This window comes from Actinomadura sp. 3N508, assembly GCF_044326375.1.
In the GTDB taxonomy this organism is placed as follows: domain Bacteria; phylum Actinomycetota; class Actinomycetes; order Streptosporangiales; family Streptosporangiaceae; genus Spirillospora.
The window spans coordinates 102414-121757 of sequence record NZ_JBIRAX010000010.1; the positions used below are offsets into that span (position 1 = coordinate 102414).

22 protein-coding genes are annotated in these 19344 nt (G+C 70.3%); 12 read left to right on the forward strand and 10 right to left on the reverse strand.

The annotated features are described in order from the left end of the window. The first annotated feature begins 92 nt into the window (after positions 1–92). Positions 93–1583, forward strand: coding sequence for a glycosyltransferase family 87 protein (locus tag ACH34S_RS30685; RefSeq protein WP_395956326.1), 1491 nt, complete (start codon positions 93–95; stop codon positions 1581–1583). 32 nt (positions 1584–1615) lie between these two features. On the opposite strand, the gene ACH34S_RS30690 is transcribed toward ACH34S_RS30685, so the two are convergent. Together ACH34S_RS30690 and ACH34S_RS30695 are read right to left on the reverse strand one after the other, a co-directional pair. Next, the gene (locus tag ACH34S_RS30690; protein WP_395956327.1) at positions 1616–2560 is read right to left on the reverse strand and encodes a MerR family transcriptional regulator; all 945 of its coding nucleotides are present in this window, start codon (positions 2558–2560) and stop codon (positions 1616–1618) included. Positions 2561–2737: 177 nt separating this feature from the next. Then, positions 2738–3232 carry a hypothetical protein gene (locus ACH34S_RS30695; RefSeq protein WP_395956328.1) on the reverse strand — a complete coding sequence of 165 codons (495 nt, stop codon included), beginning with the start codon at positions 3230–3232 and terminating at the stop codon, positions 2738–2740. Positions 3233–3585: 353 nt separating this feature from the next. Here ACH34S_RS30695 and ACH34S_RS30700 point away from each other — a divergent pair, with 353 nt between their 5' ends. Continuing rightward, positions 3586–4053, forward strand: coding sequence for a barstar family protein (locus ACH34S_RS30700; protein ID WP_395956329.1), 468 nt, complete (start codon positions 3586–3588; stop codon positions 4051–4053). A 175-nt stretch (positions 4054–4228) separates the two neighbouring features. Here the strand turns inward: ACH34S_RS30700 and ACH34S_RS30705 are convergent, their stop codons facing one another. The 3 genes from ACH34S_RS30705 to ACH34S_RS30715 all read right to left on the reverse strand — a co-directional run bounded on the left by ACH34S_RS30705 (position 4229) and on the right by ACH34S_RS30715 (position 6329). Next, positions 4229–4618 (reverse strand): DUF4190 domain-containing protein, encoded by a 390-nt coding sequence (locus ACH34S_RS30705; RefSeq protein WP_395956330.1) that lies wholly within the window; start codon positions 4616–4618, stop codon positions 4229–4231. A gap of 244 nt (positions 4619–4862) precedes the next feature. Further along, positions 4863–5630: a deoxyribonuclease IV gene (locus ACH34S_RS30710; RefSeq protein ID WP_395956331.1), complete on the reverse strand. Its 768-nt coding sequence runs from the start codon at positions 5628–5630 to the stop codon at positions 4863–4865. 375 nt (positions 5631–6005) lie between these two features. After that, on the reverse strand, positions 6006–6329 hold the full coding sequence (locus ACH34S_RS30715) for a hypothetical protein (RefSeq protein WP_395956332.1): 324 nt from the start codon (positions 6327–6329) through the stop codon (positions 6006–6008). Positions 6330–6549: 220 nt separating this feature from the next. On the opposite strand from ACH34S_RS30715, the gene ACH34S_RS30720 reads away from it, so the two are divergent. The 6 genes from ACH34S_RS30720 (at position 6550) to ACH34S_RS30745 (ending at position 9935) form a co-directional block, all read left to right on the forward strand. Next, complete coding sequence (locus ACH34S_RS30720) at positions 6550–6714, forward strand: hypothetical protein (RefSeq protein ID WP_395956333.1); 165 nt, start codon at positions 6550–6552, stop codon at positions 6712–6714. A gap of 295 nt (positions 6715–7009) precedes the next feature. Beyond that, positions 7010–7300, forward strand: a complete 291-nt coding sequence (rpsF, locus tag ACH34S_RS30725) for a 30S ribosomal protein S6 (protein ID WP_132177587.1) — start codon at positions 7010–7012, stop codon at positions 7298–7300. 53 nt (positions 7301–7353) lie between these two features. Next, positions 7354–7929, forward strand: a complete 576-nt coding sequence (locus tag ACH34S_RS30730; RefSeq protein WP_395956334.1) for a single-stranded DNA-binding protein — start codon at positions 7354–7356, stop codon at positions 7927–7929. A gap of 224 nt (positions 7930–8153) precedes the next feature. Continuing rightward, the gene (rpsR, locus tag ACH34S_RS30735) at positions 8154–8390 is read left to right on the forward strand and encodes a 30S ribosomal protein S18 (RefSeq protein ID WP_019631633.1); all 237 of its coding nucleotides are present in this window, start codon (positions 8154–8156) and stop codon (positions 8388–8390) included. 16 nt (positions 8391–8406) lie between these two features. Next, positions 8407–8853: a 50S ribosomal protein L9 gene (gene rplI / locus ACH34S_RS30740; protein ID WP_395956335.1), complete on the forward strand. Its 447-nt coding sequence runs from the start codon at positions 8407–8409 to the stop codon at positions 8851–8853. Between the two features lie 185 nt (positions 8854–9038). Next, positions 9039–9935: a peptidoglycan recognition family protein gene (locus tag ACH34S_RS30745; RefSeq protein ID WP_395956336.1), complete on the forward strand. Its 897-nt coding sequence runs from the start codon at positions 9039–9041 to the stop codon at positions 9933–9935. Between the two features lie 308 nt (positions 9936–10243). Here the strand turns inward: ACH34S_RS30745 and ACH34S_RS30750 are convergent, their stop codons facing one another. Beyond that, the gene (locus ACH34S_RS30750) at positions 10244–10432 is read right to left on the reverse strand and encodes a hypothetical protein (protein WP_052357975.1); all 189 of its coding nucleotides are present in this window, start codon (positions 10430–10432) and stop codon (positions 10244–10246) included. A gap of 62 nt (positions 10433–10494) precedes the next feature. Next, positions 10495–11820 (reverse strand): MATE family efflux transporter, encoded by a 1326-nt coding sequence (locus ACH34S_RS30755; protein ID WP_395956337.1) that lies wholly within the window; start codon positions 11818–11820, stop codon positions 10495–10497. A 329-nt stretch (positions 11821–12149) separates the two neighbouring features. On the opposite strand from ACH34S_RS30755, the gene dnaB reads away from it, so the two are divergent. Further along, entirely contained in the window at positions 12150–14771 is a 2622-nt protein-coding gene (gene dnaB, locus ACH34S_RS30760; RefSeq protein WP_395956338.1) for a replicative DNA helicase, read from the forward strand. Positions 14772–14778: 7 nt separating this feature from the next. Here the strand turns inward: dnaB and ACH34S_RS30765 are convergent, their stop codons facing one another. Together ACH34S_RS30765 and ACH34S_RS30770 are read right to left on the reverse strand one after the other, a co-directional pair. Beyond that, positions 14779–15633: an ABC transporter permease gene (locus ACH34S_RS30765; protein WP_395956339.1), complete on the reverse strand. Its 855-nt coding sequence runs from the start codon at positions 15631–15633 to the stop codon at positions 14779–14781. Beyond that, positions 15630–16718 carry an ATP-binding cassette domain-containing protein gene (locus tag ACH34S_RS30770; protein ID WP_395956340.1) on the reverse strand — a complete coding sequence of 363 codons (1089 nt, stop codon included), beginning with the start codon at positions 16716–16718 and terminating at the stop codon, positions 15630–15632. The genes ACH34S_RS30765 and ACH34S_RS30770 overlap by 4 nt, the downstream gene beginning before the upstream one ends. A gap of 73 nt (positions 16719–16791) precedes the next feature. Here ACH34S_RS30770 and ACH34S_RS30775 point away from each other — a divergent pair, with 73 nt between their 5' ends. Next, positions 16792–17409, forward strand: coding sequence for a TetR/AcrR family transcriptional regulator (locus ACH34S_RS30775; RefSeq protein ID WP_395956341.1), 618 nt, complete (start codon positions 16792–16794; stop codon positions 17407–17409). A gap of 10 nt (positions 17410–17419) precedes the next feature. Here the strand turns inward: ACH34S_RS30775 and ACH34S_RS30780 are convergent, their stop codons facing one another. Beyond that, the gene (locus ACH34S_RS30780; RefSeq protein WP_395956342.1) at positions 17420–17779 is read right to left on the reverse strand and encodes a hypothetical protein; all 360 of its coding nucleotides are present in this window, start codon (positions 17777–17779) and stop codon (positions 17420–17422) included. 73 nt (positions 17780–17852) lie between these two features. On the opposite strand from ACH34S_RS30780, the gene ACH34S_RS30785 reads away from it, so the two are divergent. Continuing rightward, positions 17853–18275, forward strand: a complete 423-nt coding sequence (locus ACH34S_RS30785; protein ID WP_395956344.1) for an MmcQ/YjbR family DNA-binding protein — start codon at positions 17853–17855, stop codon at positions 18273–18275. A gap of 152 nt (positions 18276–18427) precedes the next feature. After that, positions 18428–19312, forward strand: a complete 885-nt coding sequence (locus ACH34S_RS30790) for an NAD(P)H-binding protein (protein ID WP_395956345.1) — start codon at positions 18428–18430, stop codon at positions 19310–19312. Positions 19313–19344: the final 32 nt, after the last annotated feature.

The following is a 19344-nucleotide window of genomic DNA, read 5'->3' on the forward strand; positions in this document are numbered from 1 at the left end:
CGTCGGGTGGGCTGGCGGACGCGTGGTCGCGTGGATGCGCGGGCGGGCGCGGACGGGCGCGGACGGGCGCGATGACCAATAGTCTGCTCTCCATGGCGTCGTCTTCTGAAGGGCTCGGGATGCCCGCCGCCGGAACCGGCTACGACGAGGCGGACGGCCCCGGCGGCCGCGGCTCGGGCGGCTCGGGCGGGTCGGGTGGCCCACCCGGGCGGCTGGCGCGGCTCGCTCCCGTTCTCACCGGCCTCACCGCCTTCGTGTGCCTGCTCGGCTGGCTGCAGAAGCGGCCGTGCGCGTCGGCGAACTTCGACTTCATCAAGACGACGACGAACGCCTGCTACACCGACATCTATCCGCTCTACTACGTGCGCGGACTGAATGACGGCAAGCTCCCGTACTTCGACACGTTCACCGGCTCCGACATCAAGTACGTCGAATACCCGGTGCTGAGCGGCGGCTTCATGCAGCTCGCCGCGTGGCTCGTGAAGCCGTTCGGCCTGGACGGGCGCGGGATGGCCTTCTACAACGTCACCGTGCTGCTCCTCGCCGTCCTCGCGGTCGTCGCCGTCCTCGCCACCGCGTACGCGGCCGGACGGCGCTCGCTGCGGACCGGCCTGATGGTGGCGCTGTCCCCGGCCCTGCTGCTCACCGCGTACATCAACTGGGACCTGCTGGCGGTCGCGCTCACCGCGCTGGCCCTCGCCGCGTGGTCCGCGCGCCGCCCGGCCCTCGCGGGAACGATGCTCGGCCTCGCGATCGCCGCGAAGTTCTACCCGCTGCTCCTGCTCGGCCCGCTGGTGCTGCTGTGCGTCCGCGCCGGGCAATGGCGCGCGCTGGGACGCGTGCTCGCCGGAGCCACGGGCGCATGGCTGCTGGTCAACCTGCCCGTGATGCTCTTCGCGTGGGACGGCTGGAAGGAGTTCTACACCTTCAGCCAGAAACGCGGCGTCGACTGGGGCTCGATCTTCTTCTACCTCCAGGACCACGGGCTGGAGAAGGCGACGTCCGACACCGGCACCCTCAACCTCCTCGGCACGGGGACGTTCCTCGCCCTCGCCGCCTGCATCGCGGTCCTCGCGTTCACGGCGCCGCGCCGCCCGCGCCTGCCGCAGCTGATGTTCCTCGTCCTGGTCGCGTTCATGCTGCCGAACAAGGTCTGGTCGCCGCAGTACGTGCTGTGGCTGCTGCCGCTCGCCGTGCTGGCGCGTCCGAAGATCCCCGCGTTCGTGGTCTGGCAGGCCGGCGAGATCGCCTACTTCTTCGGCATCTGGTGGTACCTGCTGTCGGTGTCCGCGCAGACGCCGGGCGCGGACCTCTCCGACACGATGTCGGCGGTGCTCAGCTTCGACGCTCCGGCGGCCGGGATCAGCGAGGACGTCTACCACCTGGCGCTGCTCGCGCGGTTCGTGACCGTGCTGGCACTGGCGGCGCTGGTGGTGTGGGACATCCTGCGCCCGTCCGGGGACCTGGTGCGCGCGGACGGCGTGGACGACCCGGCGGGCGGTGTCCTCGACGGCGCACCGGACCTGATCTCGGTGGGACGCTGGCGCGGCGCCCGCCACACCAGCGTCCCGGTCCCGTCCTAGCCGTCCTGGCTGGTCTAGCCGTTGTAGACGTCCTAGCCGTCCTGGCCGTTCTGGTGGCGCAGGGCCTCGATGAACCACTCGAACAGCGGTGTCAGCGTAGGCGCGACGGGCCAGCCGTTGATCGTCGCGAGCAGCTGCCAGTACCGCTCGGCACGGCGGTCGGTGCCGATCTCCATGCGCGCCAGCAGGTCGCGCCTGAACTCGGCGTCGTCGGCGACCCCGGACGCGTCGGCGTAGGCGCCCGCCAGCTCGTCCACGACGGGACGGGCCGCGTCCGAATCCGGTGCGACGCCGTCCGCGATGGCCCGTTCGACCTTCTCCCGCGTCAGCTCGGCGAGCCGCGCCGGGTCGTCCGGGTACGAGCCACCAGAGATGTCGGCCGCCTGGGCCTCGGCCATCCGCCGCACCGACGCGCGGAAGCCGGGGTCGCCGACCAGCTCGGCGAGCTCCACCCACGCGTCGACCTGCTCGGGCTCGGGGTCGTCGGGCAGTTCCGGCAGGGCGGACCGCATCTTCGCCGCGAAGTCGGGGTTGAGGTCGAGCCCGGCGAACGACTCGTCGATGAAGTCGGTGATGATCCGGCGCCGTTCCTCGTCGGACAGCCGGGCGAGCTTGTGCATGAGTTCGATCTCCTCTGGAGTGGATCCGCGTTTCGCGACCGCCCGCAGCACGGCCCGGCGCAGCCGGAGCGTCCGGATCTGCACGTCCAGCGCCTCCGCGTGCGCCGCCGCGACGTCCCCGACGCCGATCTCGCGGTCCAGCAGCCGCCGGACCGTGCCGAGGTCGATGCCGAGGTCGCGCAGCGTCCGCACCAGGTCGAGGCGCGCGGCGGCCGCCGTGTCGTACAGCCGGTAGCCGGCCGCGGTACGGCCGGACGGCGGCACCACGCCCGCGTCGGAGTAGAACCGGATCGTCCGCACCGGAAGGCCGGTGCGGCGCGCCAGTTCCCCGATCGTGTACAGGGTTTCGCCGTCCATGCCGTCCACCATGAGGGCTCCAGTGACTAGAGACTCAACCCCGTCACCGTATGGATCCTGCCGGGCGGGGTGGGAGCCAAGGTGTGCGCTTCGTTTCCCGTGAAACCTGCCCGCGAGGTCGGCGTCCCGGAGGCCGATCCCCCGCGCGGTTCACCGACGGGACGGCCTGCGGCTCGGTCAGGCGCTGCGGGCGGGGTCTGCGATCGTGGGTTCGGTGCCTTCGCGGCGGGCACGGCGGGCGTCCTGGACGAACTCGCGGGAGAACATCGCCGAGAGGGTCGCGATGCCGCCCCGGTGGACGCGGATCTCACCGTGCCGGATCTCGCCGGTGATTCGGACGCGACGGCCTTCGCCGTCTTCGCCGGTCCAGTCCTTGACCCGGCCGCGGCCAGGGTAGCGCAGGTCCCAGTGGTCGATCCGGGCGTCCTGTGGGACGAGCAGCTTGACCATCGCATGGTCGAGGTCGACCTCGACGTCGATGTCGCCGTCCGGGATCTGCGGCGAGCGCAGGTCGAGGACGACCGAGCCGCGGCGGGCGCGCACCTCGAATCGGCGGTCGGCCGTCCAGTGGCCGAGCTTCTTGACGTTGCGGTAGTGGGCCTGGACGCGGGTCAGGGCATCGCTCTCATCGGCGGTCGTGGCGGTCGTGGCGGTCGTGGGCGTGGCGTTCATCTCTGTCTTCCTTTCGGAATCGGGCAACTGCCTCGCTTGGAGAGTAGCTCGTTAGATGAGTCTCTCCTATTTCGAGAGAATAGAAGACATGGGTGAAGACCGTCAAGCGTGGCCCGGGTGCTATCTCGATCGACGCAGGTCAGCGCGTCGATGAACGTCCGGCGGCGGACGCTGTGCGACGATCTCGGACGCGCACGGCGCCCGGCCACGGCCTGCCCGAGCGTCGGGACGTCGTGGCGGAAATCTGCCCATATCGGGGGGTTTCAAGGGCGCTGCCCGGGGATGATCGCGGCCGGCGGGGCGGGTCGCCCCGGTCCCGCGCACGCGGGACGCAGGAACTCCCAGGAGAGGACGTGGACGCGAACCAAGCACTGACAGAGCTGCTCGCGGGACGCATGGAGCCGGGCGTCTACCAGTGGCGGACGCCCCCGGTGCCGTCCGCGATCGGCGACACGAGCTGGGTCGAGCGCGCCGCGGAGGCCGGCTGGCGCGGATTCCATCTCGACGGCCGCCGAGCCCGCGACAGCGCCTCGTTCTTGTGGCTGTGCGCCGAGGTCTTCGAGCTGCCCGAAGGGCCAGCCGCCGACTGGGACGCGCTCGGCGACTCCCTGGCCGATCTTTCGTGGACCCCCGTGAAGCACGGCTACATGGTGCTGTACGAGTCGTGGGCCGAACTGGCCGACGCCGACCAGCCGGCGTTTCGCGCCGTCCTGGACATGTTCGCCAGGGTGGTGAAGGCCTGGCGGGACACCCCCACCCCCATGACCGTGCTGATGTCGAGCGTGGGTGTGGAAGTGGCAGGCGTCCCCCGCCTGGCCTGATAGATCATCCCCGTTGGGCTGGAGCAGCCCGTCCAAACCGGCAGGACACGCGTCCGAACTGGTTGAACGCGCGTCCGGACTGGCAAGACGCCTACCGGACCGGCTCGATGCTGTCGCGGCCTTGGCGAAACCCCCGTCCGGCCTTGGCGAGAGCGTCGTCTCGCCTGGACGGGCGTCAGTAGGTTGTCGTGCTGCCGGTCCCCACGAGCGCCGCCCACAGGCCGATGTAGAAGATCCAGAAGATGAGCCAGCCGACCGAGACGATGTAGCCGAGGATGAGCCCGGCGACAGCCATTCCGTGGCCGCCCTCGCCCGTCCGCTTCATCTGGCTCTGGGCGACGTGGCCGAAAATGATCGCGAGAACGGACGTCAGGCCGCACGCGAAGAAGCCGATGAGACCGCAGACCATCGACGCGGTGGCCATCCCGTTGGTGGGCCGGGCGACCGGTACGGGCGACCCTCCGTAGTAGTGGTGCTGGACGGACGCGGGCTGCTGCTGCTGGTACTGCTGGGCGTACGGGTCGTGCGATCCGTAACCGTAGGGGTCGTAAGGGGGCTGAGACATGTGGTTCCCGATCGGTTCGCGCGCCCGCCGCCGGAAGGTACGCGCGTGCGCTGAGGGCTGAGTTCCGAATTATGCCAGTGTGTGACCTTCGGAGCCTGTCGTGATGCCGGACTTTCGCGGTTTTAGATGCCGATCCCGGCCGTCGGGTTCCCCTGTCCGGCCGCGTCCTCGACGTTTCGCGCCGCGAATCCGGCACACCTCGTCTATGCCACCCCCGTCTCCGCCGCGATCGGCCGCCCTGCCGTCAGAGCTTTGAGCGCAGCCAGGAAATGTCGTCGGCCTGGCCTTCTGCCGGTGTTTCCACCACGACCGGTGCGTCCGCGGCCTTGACCACGGCCAGGATCAGTTCGGTGTCGATGGTGCCGCTGCCCAGGTTGGCGTGCCGGTCGGCACCCGAGCCGAAAGTGTCGCGGCTGTCGTTGCAGTGCACCAGATCGATGCGGCCGGTTATGGCCTTGATCCGGTCGACGGCGTCGATGAGTTCCTCCCCGGCGGCATGCGCGTGGCACGTGTCGAGGCAGAAACCGAGCTTGGACTCCAGCCCCGGAAGCCCGGACAGCACCTCCCACAGCCTGGAGATCCGGTCGAACTTGCGCGCCATGGCGTTGTCGCCGCCCGCGGTGTTCTCGATATAGACCGGAATCGGGCACTCGACCCTCTCGAACACCTTGCGCCAGTTCTCGAAACCCAGCTCGGGGTCGTCGTCCTTGAGCACGTGGCCGCCGTGCACGATCAGCGCCTTCGCGCCGATCGACGCCGCCGCCTCCAGTTGCTGCGTGAGGTTCTTGCGGCTCGGGATGCGGATCCTGTTGTTGGAGGTCGCCACGTTGATCGTGTAGGGAGCGTGCACGTAGACGTCCACCCCGGAGCCCGCCAGCGCCTCCACACCCTCCGGCAGGACGGGCTTCTTCCACCCCTGCGGATCGCCCAGGAAGAACTGGACGACGTCGGCGCCGATCGCGCGCGCGTTATCGAGCGGATTGGTCTGGTCGACGTGGGCTCCGATGCGCATGCCCAGAGCCTAGCCCCGCCCTACGACACCCGAAAAAACATCCCGAACCCCGATCCCCGAACCTCGATCCCCGAACCTCGATCCCCGAACCTCGATCCCCGAACCTCGATCCCCGAACCTCGATCCCCGAACCTCGATCCCCGAACCTCGATCCCCGAACCTCGATCCCCCGACCCGAATCCGGGCGCGGAACCCAGACGCGGAACCCGGGGTGGAACCCGGACCCGAATCCGGGCGCGAACCCCGGGCGCGGAACCCGGACCTGCCGAACTTCGGACCTGCCGGGCCCCAGGGCTGGCGAACTCCGGGGCTGGCGAACTCTGGACCTGCCGGGCCCCGGACTGCCGAACCCTGGGACTGCCGGGACTTGGTGCGTTAGAGGGAGAAGCCGCCGTTGCTCAGGGCGAAGGCGGTGCCCATGAATGAGGCCACCATGCCGATGACGTTCAGCCAGCGTTCGTTCGTCGTCGCGGAGATCATCTGGGAGTAGAGGGCGAGCGGCAGGCCGATCACCCCGGCGAGGGCCCCGGGGAAGTGGGTCGCCGGGATCCAGCCGAGGACGAGGGCGGCGAGTCCGATCGTGACGGCGGCGACGGAGAGCACAGCCTGGAGCCGGTGCGACTCGGGCTCGGTCCGCGCGGCGGCGGCGGACTGCGTGCCCGCGGTCTGCCGCTTCGCGCCTGCTGCCTCCTGTGGCATCGGGATCCTCCTCCAGGTCAGGTCTCCCGCGGCGGGGGCACGTGGTGCGCGCGGGACCGGACGGACCACGCCCATAGGGGTTCCCGGCACGGCCGGAGATCAACCGGCGAAGGCGGGCGGAAAATGTCGGCGGGAGGCGGTACGGTCGAACATGGATTCGAGAACACCGGCTCGATTCGGCCCCCGAGGGGAAGCGGGGGAGAGCAGGAGGTGCACCATCGTGACGAAAGCGGAGTTGGGGCTCATCGGTGACGCGGAGCTCGTGGAGGAGCTGTCGGTGCTGACGACCCAGACCGCCCGCATGCGCGCCCGGATGGCCGACATCATGGCGGAGCTGGAACGGCGGCGCTGCGCCAAGCCCGTTCAGCCGAGAGTGAGACGCTGACGCCCACCACCGCGTCCCCCGCCGGGCCCGGCGGGGGGGTGGGCCGTCCGCGCCGGCGGCCTCGCGTATGGCGCCGCCCGGTGCGCGCCGGCTCCCGGCGAGGGTGATCCCTTCGTTGTGCTGGCGTTCTGCTCCCGGAACCGGCTCGTACGCTGCCGACTGTTGGTAGCCTGTATCGGTCTCGCGGCGAGCGCGCCCGGCGATCCGGGTTCCGGCGCAGCCGCGGGAGACGCAACAGCCCTCCTGTCACGGAGAGACCGTGACCGCACCAGTCCAGAGGAGGTAGGGACACAGCATGCGTCGTTACGAACTCATGGCCATTCTCGACCCCGCCGTTGACGAGCGCACCGCTAACGCGGCGCTCGACCCGTTCCTGAAGGTCGTCAAGGACGGCGGCGGCAGCGTGGAGAAGGTCGACGTCTGGGGCCGCCGGCGCCTGGCGTACGACATCCAGAAGAAGTCCGAAGGCATCTACGCGGTGATCGACCTGTCGGCCGAGCCTGCCACGGTCAAGGAGCTCGACCGGCAGCTCAACCTGAGCGAGTCGATCCTCCGTACGAAGGTCATCCGTCCCGAGGTCCACTGAGCCAGGCGCCCCGCGTCAGGCCCCAGGCCCTCACAGCAGCCGGAGCGAGCCCCATGGCAGGCGACACCGTAATCACGATCGTCGGGAACCTCGTCGAGGACCCGAACCTGCGCTTCACCCCCAGCGGCCAGGCGGTCGCATCCTTCCGCATCGCCTCGACCCCGCGGTTCTTCGACCGCCAGGCGGGCGACTGGAAGGACGGTGAGGCGCTCTTCCTGACCTGCAACGTCTGGCGGCAGGCCGCCGAGAACTGCGCCGAGACCCTGCAGCGTGGCATGCGGGTGATCGTGCAGGGCCGCCTCAAGCAGCGGTCCTACGAGACCCGCGAGGGCGAGAAGCGCACCGTCTTCGAGATCGAGGTCGACGAGGTCGGCCCGTCGCTGCGCAACGCCACCGCAAAGGTCAACAAGACCCAGCGGCAGGGCGGCAGCGGCGGCGGCGGTTTCGGTGGCGGCGGCGGTGGCGGCCAGGGTGGCGGTGGCGGTTTCGGAGGCGGCGGCCAGGGTGGCGGCGGCTTCGGAGGCGGCGGCCAGCAGGGCGGGGGCGGTGCCCCGGCCGACGACCCTTGGGCCACCAGCGGCGGTGGCGGCGGGGGCGGCGGCGGGTACTCCGACGACCCGCCCTTCTAACCGCCGATCGCCAACTGCTCGGACCGTTCCGGCAGGCCGCCCGGCCTGCTCGTTCCGGCCGGTCGGCCGTATCAGCCGATCGACCGGAACACCGGAACGTCAGGGCCTTCGGAACAGCAGACCTTCGGGCTCCGGAGCGCAGCGCCGCGCTCCGGGCACGACCAGCAAGACCAATGACAACGTCCATTCCCGCGTGAGCGGGGCTCTCCCAAAGGAGCACCACGATGGCGAAGCCACCTCCCCGCAAGCCAAAGAAGAAGGTTTGCGTTTTCTGCCAGGAGAAGATCTCCTACGTCGACTACAAGGACACCGGGCTGCTGCGGAAGTTCATCTCCGACCGCGGCAAGATCCGCGCCCGGCGGGTGACCGGCAACTGCACTCAGCACCAGCGGGACGTCGCCACGGCGATCAAGAACGCCCGCGAGATGGCGCTGCTGCCGTACACCAGCACCGCGCGCTGAGGCAGGGGGTAAAACGATGAAGCTCATCCTGACCCAGCAGGTCTCCGGGCTCGGCGAGCCCGGTGACGTCATCGAGGTCCGCGACGGCTACGGCCGCAATTACCTCGTCCCCCGCGGGTTCGCCATCAGGTGGACCCGGGGCGCCGAGAAGGAGATCGAGTCGATCAAGAAGGCGCGTTCGGCTCGCGAGATCGCGACCGTCGAGCACGCCAAGGAGGTCGCCGGGCAGCTCAAGTCGCTGCGGGTGACGCTGCGCACCCGCACCGGCAGCGGCGGCCGCCTGTTCGGCGCCGTGACGGCAGCCGACATCGCCGAGGCGGTCCGCGCCGCCAACGGTCCCGACCTGGACCGCCGCCGCATCGAGATCGGGAACCCGATCAAGACGATCGGCACGCACCGCGTCAGCGTGCGCCTGCACAGCGACGTCAACGCCACGATCGACGTCGACGTCGTCGAGGCCTGACGCACGTCCCGGCGCACGTCCGCCGAAAGGCCACGTCAACGGCCCCCGCGTCCATCCGGGCGCGGGGGCCGTCGTGCTTCTCCGCGTTTCATGTGAAACGTCCGCGAACCGCCCTGGGCTGGTCTACTTGGAACAGTCCAACTACGTTCCGTAAGCAGGACCTTGCGGGATGAAGGGGGGCGGCCGTGAACGCATGTTCGGAGGAGGGCGCGGAGGTCGGCGAGGAGGCGCTCGGCGGGGAAGGTGATCGTTCGCGGGTGACGCGGCGTTCGCCGGTGACGCGACGCTCGCTCATCGGGGGCGTCGTGGGGGCCGGGCTGCTGGAGATGCTGTCCGCGGCGCCTTCCGTCCAGAATGAGGCCATGGCAGCCGATCTTTCCGCCGGGCGTACCGGGCCGGGATCCGCGGGGCCGGGCGAACGCCCCGGAGCTGAGGAAAGCGTGCTCTTCACGGCGGACGCCCCGCGCGTGTACACCCGCGCTCAATGGAACGCGCGTGCGCCGCGCCGTCCGGCCAAGATGACCGGCCGCCGTCCCGACCACATCGTCGTGCACCACACCGCCACGCCGAACTCCAGGGACCGTTCGCGCGCCCACGCGTTCGCCCTGTCCCGGCTCATCCAGGACATCCACATGGACCGGAACCGCTGGGACGACGCCGGTCAGCAGCTCACCATCAGTCGCGGCGGCTTCGTGATGGAGGGCCGGAACAGGAGCCTCAAAGCCATCCGGAACGGTGACCTGGCCATAGGCGCGCAGGTCCTGCACCACAACGAGCACACGATCGGGATCGAGAACGAGGGCACGTACATGACGAAGGCGGTCCCGCGCCGCCTGTGGAGTTCGCTGGTGGAGGTGTGCGCCTGGCTCTGCCGGTCGTACGACCTGGAACCGTCCAAGGCCATCGTCGGGCACCGCGACTACAACAAGACCGCCTGCCCCGGCGACGTTCTCTACGCCCGCCTGCCCGCCCTCCGCCGCGCCGTGACGAAGCGCCTCGACGGGGGTTCGGGGCCGCCCGACAACGCCACCGGAGACGAGGGCCTCCTGTCCGGCCTGCCGAACCTGGACGACCTGACCTGACCCGACCTGAGTCGCGCCGCCAGCGCCGACCGCCGCCAGCGCCGATCGTGCCGGCCGCCGACCGCGCCGCCCGCGTCGACCGTGCTGGCCGTGCCGACCGCCGACCGCGCCGCCCGTGCTGGCCGTGCCGACCGCCGACCGCGCCGCCCGTGCTGGCCGTGCCGACCGCCGACCGCGCCGCCCGTGCTGGCCGTGTCGCCCGTGCTGGCCGTGCCGCCCGCCGACCGCGTCGACCGTGCTGGCCGCCGACCGTGCTGGCCGTCGGGCGGTGGGCGCGGCTCGGCGTCGAGGTGATCGGGGGCGGGGCGTCAGGTTTCGGGGGTGGTGTAGCGCGTCCGGCGGCGGGCGATCTCGGGATCGATGCCCTCGACGAGCGACCAGATGCCCGCGACCCGCTCCACCAGGGTTTCGGGAGGCAACCCGGCCAGGCCCTCCGCTGCCAGGTCATCGATCGCCTGCGTCAGCCGGGCCATCCGCTCGCCGTGCGTGGAACACATGTTCGAATAGTAGCGAGTGTGATGGCCGTTGCGGGTGCGGTTCAAGAAATTCGCAGTCCCTGCTAGCGGACGGCGCCCGTGACCATCCAGCGGTCGCCGCGAGCGCGCAGGGCCAGCGTGAGCATCCGGGTCAGCATCCACAGGCCGATCGCCGCCCAGAGCCCGGTGAGTCCCGCGTCCACCCGGTAGAGGACGACCGCCACGGGCAGGAAGACGACCGTCGCGACAAACGTCGTCACCGCCAGGTACGCGCCGTCGCCCGCGCCGATCAGGATGCCGTCCAGGACGAACACCACGCCCGCGACCGGTTGCAGCACGGCCACGATCAGCAGCGAGGCGAGCAGCAGGTCCCGGACGTCGCCGTCCGACGTGAACAGGTCGGGCAGCCACGGCCGGACCGCGAGGATCGCCAGCCCGAAGACGACGCCGCAGACGACGCCCCACCACACCATCCGGCGCGTGACGGCCCGCGTCCCCGCCAGATCGGACGCGCCCAGGTAGCGCCCGGTGATCGCCTGCCCGGCGATCGCGATCGCGTCGAGGGCGAAGACCAGGAGCGTCCACACCTGGAATCCGACCTGGTAGGCGGCGATCTCCTCGTCGCCCATCCGCGCCGCGATCGACGTCCCGACGATCAGGACGATGCGCAGCGCCGCCGTCCGGACGAGAAGGCCGAAGCCCGCCGTCGCGGACGTCCGCAACCCGTCCATGTCCGGACGAACTGGAGCCCCATACCGCCGGGCCGCCCGCAGCACCACCACGACATAGACGGCCGCGCTGGCCGTCTGCGCGACGACGGTGCCCCACGCCGAACCCGCGATCCCCCACTCCAGGACGAGCACGAACACCACATTGAGCAGCAGGTTCAACGAGAACCCGCCGATCGCCACGATGAGCGGCGTCCGCGTGTCCTGGAGGCCGCGCAGCACGCCCGTCCCGGCCAGGACGATCAGCATTCCGGGGATCCCGAACAGGCTGACCCGAAGGTAGGTCTCGGCATACGGAGCGACATCCGGGGACGCGCCGAACGCCTCCACCACACTGGGAACCAGCGGCAAGCCGACCACGATCAGCGCCGCGCCGATGGCGAGCGCGAGCCACATCCCGTCGATGCCCTGCCGGACCGCCGCGCGCAGATCCCCGGCGCCGACCTGCCGTGCCACCCCGGCCGTCGTCCCGTAGGCGAGGAAGACGCACAGGTAGACCAGCGTGCTCAGGGCCTGACCGGCGACTCCGAGACCGCCCAGCGGCGCTGTGCCGAGATGCCCGACGATCGCCGTGTCCGACAGCAGGAAGAGGGGTTCGGCGACGAGCGCGCCGAAGGCCGGCACGGCGAGGCGCAGGATCTCGCGGTCGTGCGCGGACGCGAGCCGCCGGGGAGTGGACACCGCGTCGAGGCTACCAGCATGTAACTCACATAAAAACTTCACACCTTACATAGCGAACTTTCTTTCCCGCACACCCGGTGGATGACGTTTCCGCACTTCAGAACGCTACGACCGGCACCGTCCACGAAGAATCCACAAAGTTGTCCACAGGTCGTGCACAACGGAATCGGCGTGTCTGCACAGGCGGTCCACAGGTTTGTCCACAGGACGCTTTGCTCCCGGCCGCGTGCCCTCGCGAGAATGTCGGACGCTTCCGGTAGACGTGAGATGAACGGTCGGCGATGAGGCGGACGGGGCCGCCGTCGACCGGCGATGAAGGGGGTGCGACGGTGAGCGTGGCCGAGATTGGACCGTCCGAACCCGAGTTCGAACGCACCCCACCGCATGACATCTCCGCCGAGCAGGGCGTCCTCGGCGGAATGCTGCTCTCCCAGGACGCCATCGCAGAGGTCATCGAGCTCCTGCGCACGCCCGACTTCTACCGTCCGGCACACCAGATCGTCTACGACACCATCCTCAACCTCTACGGCCGTGGCGACCCCGCCGACGCCGTCACGGTCGCGGGCGAGCTCACCAAGAACGGCGAGATCGGCCGCATCGGCGGCGCCCCCTACCTGCACACCCTGATCTCCCTCGTGCCCACGGCGGCCAACGCCGGGTACTACGCCAAGATCGTCCACGAGCGGGCCATCCTGCGGCGGCTGGTCGAGACCGGCACCCGCATCGTCCAGATGGGCTACGCCGCCGATGGTGCGGACGCCGATGAGGTCCTCGACCGCGCCCAGGCCGAGGTCTTCGCCATCGCCGAGAAGCGCGCCGGCGAAGACTACGTCGCCCTCAGCGAGATCATGCCCGGTGCCCTGGACGAGATCGAGGCCATCGGCAGCCGCGGCGGCCAGATGGTCGGCTGCCCCACCGGCTTCGCCGACCTCGACGCCCTCACCAACGGCCTCCATGCAGGGCAGATGATCGTGGTCGCTGCAAGACCTGCCATGGGAAAGGCGACAAGTCTGGATACGCCCCTTCCTACCCCATTTGGGTGGACCACCATGGGTGAGGTATCCGTCGGCGACTACTTGATCGGAGCCGATGGCAAACCGACACGTGTCGTTGCCGCGACCGAGGTCATGCACGGCCGTCCCTGCTACGAGATCGAGTTCTCGGACGGCGAGGTGATTGTGGCCGACGCCCAGCACCAGTGGCGCACTACGACCCGCGCCAGCCGCCGTCAGGAGAGTGCGAAGAAGACGGCCTACTACTGGTCCGACGAGGCGATCAACCGAGTTCGGTGGGCGACCGCCGATGCCAACGAGCACCCCTCCAGGCTTGTCTCGCGTCGACAGGCGGTAGCCGAGGTCGGGGCGGAGTTCAGACACGCGCTGCACGCGGTCACCCGGCAACTGGGGCACCGCGGCGAGGCTGACACCAGCATCTCGAAGCGACAGCCCCGTTACGAATGCACGAGTCTCTACCGAGGACTGTTGCACCGAGCAGCGCGTCCGAAGAACTCTGCTACCACGGCGCGGCACCGGCCGATCAAGACGACCGAAGAAATCGCCGCGAGCGTACGTTGCGATGGCGACGATCGCCCGAACCATGCCGTTGAGGTGGCTGCTCCCTTCCAGCTTCCGGAGGCGGACCTTCCTATCGAGCCTTATCTGCTCGGGGCATGGCTCGGGGACGGGTGCAGCTGGGAGGGTGGCATAACGTGCTTCGACAAGGAGATTCTGGAGGAGATCGAAGCAGGTGGACAGCCCGTCAAGCGGGGCCTCACTCCGGGGCAGTTCGGTCTCCCGAGGCTCACTCGCAAGATCAAAGCAGCGGGTTTGTGGCGGAACAAGCACATCCCAGCTCCGTATTTGCGGGCGTCTGAGGAGCAGCGGCGGGCGTTGCTGGCGGGGTTGCTCGACACCGACGGATACGTGTCAGAGATCGGGCAGGTCCAGCTCGCGTTCGTCAACAAGCGGCTTGCCGAAGGCGCCCACGAGCTGATTCTCAGTCTTGGCTATCGCGCGACGATGACGACCAAGAAGGTCAAGGGGCGTTCGCCGGAGACGTCCACCTCCTACCGCATTGATTTCACGCCTGCGGAGACGGTGTTCCGGTTGCCGCGGAAGGCGGCGCGGCAGCGCGCGGTCGTCGATCCGAATGCGCGGGTGCGGTACATCGTGGACGTCCGGCCGGTCGAGAGCGTGCCGGTGCGGTGCGTCCAGGTCGACAATGCCGACCACATGTACCTGGCCGGACGGTCCTGCATCCCGACGCACAATTCCACCCTCGCGCTCGACTTCGCGCGGGCGGCTTCTATCAAGCATGGGTTGACGTCGGCGTTCTTCAGCCTGGAGATGGGGCGGAACGAGATCACGATGCGGCTGCTGTCGGCGGAGGCGCGGGTGGCGCTGCACGCGATGCGGTCCGGCACCATGCAGGACGAAGACTGGACGCGCCTCGCGCGCCGGATGAGCGAGGTCGCCGAGGCGCCGCTGTTCATCGACGATTCGCCGAACATGTCGATGATGGAGATCCGGGCCAAGTGCCGTCGGCTGAAGCAGCAGCACGACCTGCGCCTGGTGATCGTCGACTATCTGCAGCTGATGACGTCGGGGAAGCGCGTCGAGAGCCGCCAGGTCGAGGTGTCGGAGTTCTCCCGTTCGCTGAAGCTGCTGGCCAAGGAGCTGGGCGTTCCGGTCATCGCGCTGTCGCAGCTCAACCGAGGTCCCGAGCAGCGGACGGACAAGAAACCCATGGTGTCCGACCTGCGTGAATCGGGGTCGATCGAGCAGGACGCCGACATGGTGATCCTGCTGCATCGGGAGGACGCCTACGAGAAGGAGTCGCCACGGGCGGGCGAGGCCGACCTGATCGTGGCCAAGCACCGTAATGGCCCCACCGCCACCGTGACCGTCGCCTTCCAGGGCCACTACAGCCGCTTCGTCGATATGGCGCAATAGCCGCTGGTCAGCGTTGTTTGGCGTAGAGGTGGAGGGTGAGCGGGGCGCACACCGCGGTGAGTGTGGCGGTCGCCAGCAGCGTCCAGGCCAGTGATCCGCCGGTGCCGCCCGTGTCGTTCATGAGGTCCCTGGCCGTGGTCGCGGCGTGGCTGAGCGGGTTGACGTCCACGAAGGCGTGGAGCCAGCCGGGCATGGTCTCGGGTTCGACGAAGATGTTGCTGGCGAACGAGAGCGGCATGAGCACGATGTTGGCGATGCTGATGACGACGGCCGGGTCGCGCACGAGCAGCGCGACCGCCGCCCACAGCAGGGAGAGCGAGAGCCCGAAGGCGACGATCAGGGCCACTGCGGCGAGCACGCCCGGTGCGCCGCCGCCCGGCCGGTAGCCCATGGTCAGTCCGAGGCCCACCACGATGGCGGACGCGAAGAGGTAGCGGGCGGCGTCGCTGAGCAGGCCGCCGACCACGAACGCGCCGCGCCAGACCGGCAGGGAGCCGAAGCGTTCGAACGCTCCGGTCGTCACGTCCTGGGCGAGGCGGGCGCCGCCGTACATGGTGACGATGGCGATGCTCATGGTCAGCGTCCCCGGCAGGAGGACCTCAAGGTAGGCGCCGGGCGAGCCGCTGACGGCGCCGCCGAAGAGGTACGTGAACAGCACGGTGAAAAGGATCGGGATGGCCACCGAGTCCACGAGCTGCTTGGGGTCGTGCTTGATCTTGAGGAGGGCGCGGCGGAAGTAGGTCGCGGAGGCGGTGAGCGCCCCTGGGCGGCGGTGCGGGCGGGTGGCCGTGAGCAGGATGTCGATCTGGTCGGACTCCGTCCCGGCGGGGTGCGAGACGACGGTGGCGGCTGGGCTGCTCATGCGCTCATGTCCTCCCGCTCGGCGGCGGCGGCGCTGGCGGCCGTGGCGGTGGCGGTGGCCGTGGCGGTCAGGGCTAGGAAGGCTTCGTCCAGGGTGGGTTGGCCCAGGGTGACTTCTGCGACCGCTACCTGGGCGTCGGCCAGGCGGGTCATGGCGTGGCCGATCAGGCGGGCGACGTCCGTCGGGTCGGCCGGGGCGGGCAGCGGGACGGACAGGGTGAGGGAGTCGGCGCCGAGACGGACCGCCGAGCCGAGCTCATCCGGTGAATGGTGGCGGGTGGGGGCTGGAGGACGGGCCGTCCCGTCGAGGGCGGCCGTCAGTACCCGCTGCGCCCGCGGACGCTGATCGCCGTCGAGGAGCCGGACGTGCAGCGTGCCCGAGCCGACCCGGGATTTGAGCTGGGCGCTGGTGCCTTCGGCCACGACCCGGCCCCGGTCGATGACCGCGATGCGCTCGGCGAGCTGGTCGGCCTCTTCGAGGTACTGGGTGGTGAGCAGGACGGTGGTCCCCGCCGCGGCGATCCGGCGGACCAGTTCCCACACGCGGCCGCGGCTGCGCGGATCGAGTCCGGTGGTCGGCTCGTCCAGGAACAGCAGGTCGGGGGGCACGATCAGGCTGGCCGCGATGTCCAGGCGGCGGCGCATCCCGCCCGAGTAGCCGCCGACCGGGCGGGCGGCCGAGCCGGTCAGGTCGAAGGCGGTGAGCAGGTCGTCGGCGCGCTGCCGGCAGGCGGCACGGGACAGGCCGTGCAGGCGGCCGAGGACGGACAGGTTCTCGTATCCGGTCAGGTCCTCGTCCAGGGAGGCGAACTGGCCGGTCACCGCGACCCGGGCCCGGATCGCGTTCCGCTCGCGGATCACGTCGTGGCCGAGGACGCGGGCGGTGCCGTGGTCCGGCCGGGTCAGGGTGGCCAGGACGCGGATGGTCGTTGTCTTCCCCGCTCCATTCGAGCCGAGGAAGCCGAATACCTGGCCGCGCTGGACGGTGAGGTCGAGCCCGTCCAGCGCCCGGTTCTCGCCGTAGATCTTGACCAGGCCGTGCGCCTCGATCGCCGGGCTGTCTCCCACCGCGCTTTTCTTTGACATGCTGTAAGAGTTAGTCATCTCTTACAGCATGTCAAGGTTTCGGGGTGGCGGCCGGGCGGATATCGTCGTCGGGATGGGTGACACGCTCGATTCCGCCAAGGCGGCGCGGCCCCGGCGGTCCGACGCCCGGCGCAGCATCGACGCCATCCTCAACGCGGCCCGCATCGTGCTCGGCGAGCGGCTCGACGCGAGCATGGAAGAGATCGCCACCAGGGCGAACGTCACCCGCCAGACCGTCTACGCGCACTTCCCCTCGCGCGACGCCCTCATCGCCGCACTCATCGAGGGCGCGGCCGCCGAATACCTTGCCCTGCTCGACGACGCCGAACTCGACACCGCACCGCCCGCCGACGCGCTGGCCGCGTTCCTGGATGCCGGGTGGCGGTTCATCGGCCGCTATCCCCTGATCCTCAACCCCACGCTGACGGGGATTCCGCGTCCCAAGACCAACGACCCTCACGATGTCGTGCCGCCGCGGCTCGAACGGCTCATCCAGCGTGGCCAGCGTGCGGGCGACTTCGACCGGTCGGCCCCCGCCGGCTGGCTGGCCGCCGCCGTCATCGGACTCCAGCACGCCGCCGCGGCGGAGATCGCCGGCGGGCGCCTCACCGCGGATGAGGCTGCGGCCCTGTGCCTGCAAAGCACCCTGCGCCTCTGCGGCAGCGGCGGAACGTCCGCAAACCCCCGCTGACCGGCAGGCATTACGGGCGCCGCGCCCCTCCTCGGCGCCGGATCGTGCACCGCCGCACCGCCGCACCGCCGCACCGCCGCACCGCCGCACCGCCGCACCGCCGCACCGCCGCGCCGCCGCGCCGCCGGATCGCCCGCGCCGCCGGATCGCCCGCACCGCCGCGCCGCCGGATCGCCGCGCCGCCGGATCGCCGCGCCGCCGCGCCGCCGGATCGCCCGCGCCGCCGGATCGCCCGCACCGCCGCGCCGCCGGATCGCCCGCGCCGCCGGATCGCCCGCGCCGCCGGATCGCCGCGCCGCCGGATCGCCGCGCCGCCGGATCGCCGCGCCGCCGCGCTGTGGTGGCAGGCCCGTCCGCCGCGAGCCGTCACTCGGCGTCGCGCCAGGCATCGGCGTCGCGGGCCGGCGGGCGGTTTTGTCCGGAGGACGGCTTACGCTGCTGGTATGTCGGCTAGAACGCGCCGGGCCAGGGTCGAGGACGTCCATGAGCTGGCCCTGGGCATGCCTCACGTCACGGTCGAGCATGGGAAGGGCGAGAACCCCGTCTACCAGGTCGGCGGCAAGTCGTTCGTGTTCTTCCGCACTCCGCGTCCTGACGCGGTCGATCACGACACGGGCGAGCGCTACCCGGACGTGATCGTGTTCTGGGTCCCGTCCGAGTCCGACAAGCTTGCGCTGGTCCAGGACGAGGCGTCGCCGTTCTTCACCACGCCGCATTTCAACGGCCACCGGTCGGTGCTGCTGCGGGCGAGCCGGATCGGTGAGCTCACGCTGCAGGAGCTGACCGAGGTCGTCCAGGACGCCTGGCTGTCCCAAGCGTCGCGCCGCAGAGCAACGGCTTGGCTCGACGCCCACCCGGCCGAATAAGGCGAACGCGCCCATCACCCAACGGCTTCGCATGCCTTCGCGCAGATCAGCGGTCAGCCGCCAGGAGCGTGCCGGAGGCGTCGGCGATCAGGTGGAGTGTCGGTACCGGCTGGCAGGTTAGGGGGACCCGTACGGAAACAAGGGGGGGATCCATGACGATCGTAGTTACCACTCCGACCGGGCAGGTCGGGTCCCGCGTGGTCCGGTTGCTGCTGCAGGCCGGGGTCCGGCCGCGGGTGCTGGTCCGCGACCCGGCACGGCTGGACGCGGCCATCCGCGAGCGCGTCGACGTGAGGCGCGGCGACATGACCGACGCCGCGTTCGTCCGCGAGGCGACGTCGGGTGCGCGGACGGTCTTCTGGGTCGATCCGACACCGCACTCGTCCGAGGACCCGATCGAGACGTCCGACCGGACGGCCGACCCGCTGATCGAGGCGGCCCAGGCCGGGGACGTCGCACGGGTCGTCCTGCTGAGCAGCGTCGGCGCGGAGAAGCGCCACGGAGCCGGACATATCGACGGCCTCGCCCGGATCGAGGAGCGGCTGGACGCCACCGCCGCCGACACGCTGCACCTGCGCTGCGCCTACTTCTTCACCAACCTGTTCATGGACCTGGACGGCCTGGCCGCCGGGGTTCTGAGCACGCCGTTCCGTCCCGACGTGCCGATGGCGTGGGTCGACCCGCGCGACATCGGGGACGTCGTCGCCGCACGCCTGCTCAACGACGACTGGAAGGGCCACGAGGTCCAGGCCGTCCACGGGCCCGAAGACCTCAGCTTCCAGCAGGTCGCGGCCATTCTCAGCGAGGTGCTTGACCGCACGATCCGGGTCGAGGCCGTCGGCGAGGACGATCTCCGGGCGGCGCTGAGTTCGGCCGGGCTGAGTCCGAGCGCCGTGGACGGCATCGTCGGCATGTCCGCCGGGACACGCGACCTGGCCCCCGAGCAGCCCCGCGACGTGATCACCACGACGCCCACCCCGCTCGCGGCCTGGGCCTACGCCAACCTGCGCCCGGCCGTCCTCAAGGCGACGACCTAGCCCGCGCAGAGCGGATCATGGCGGGCGGCGAC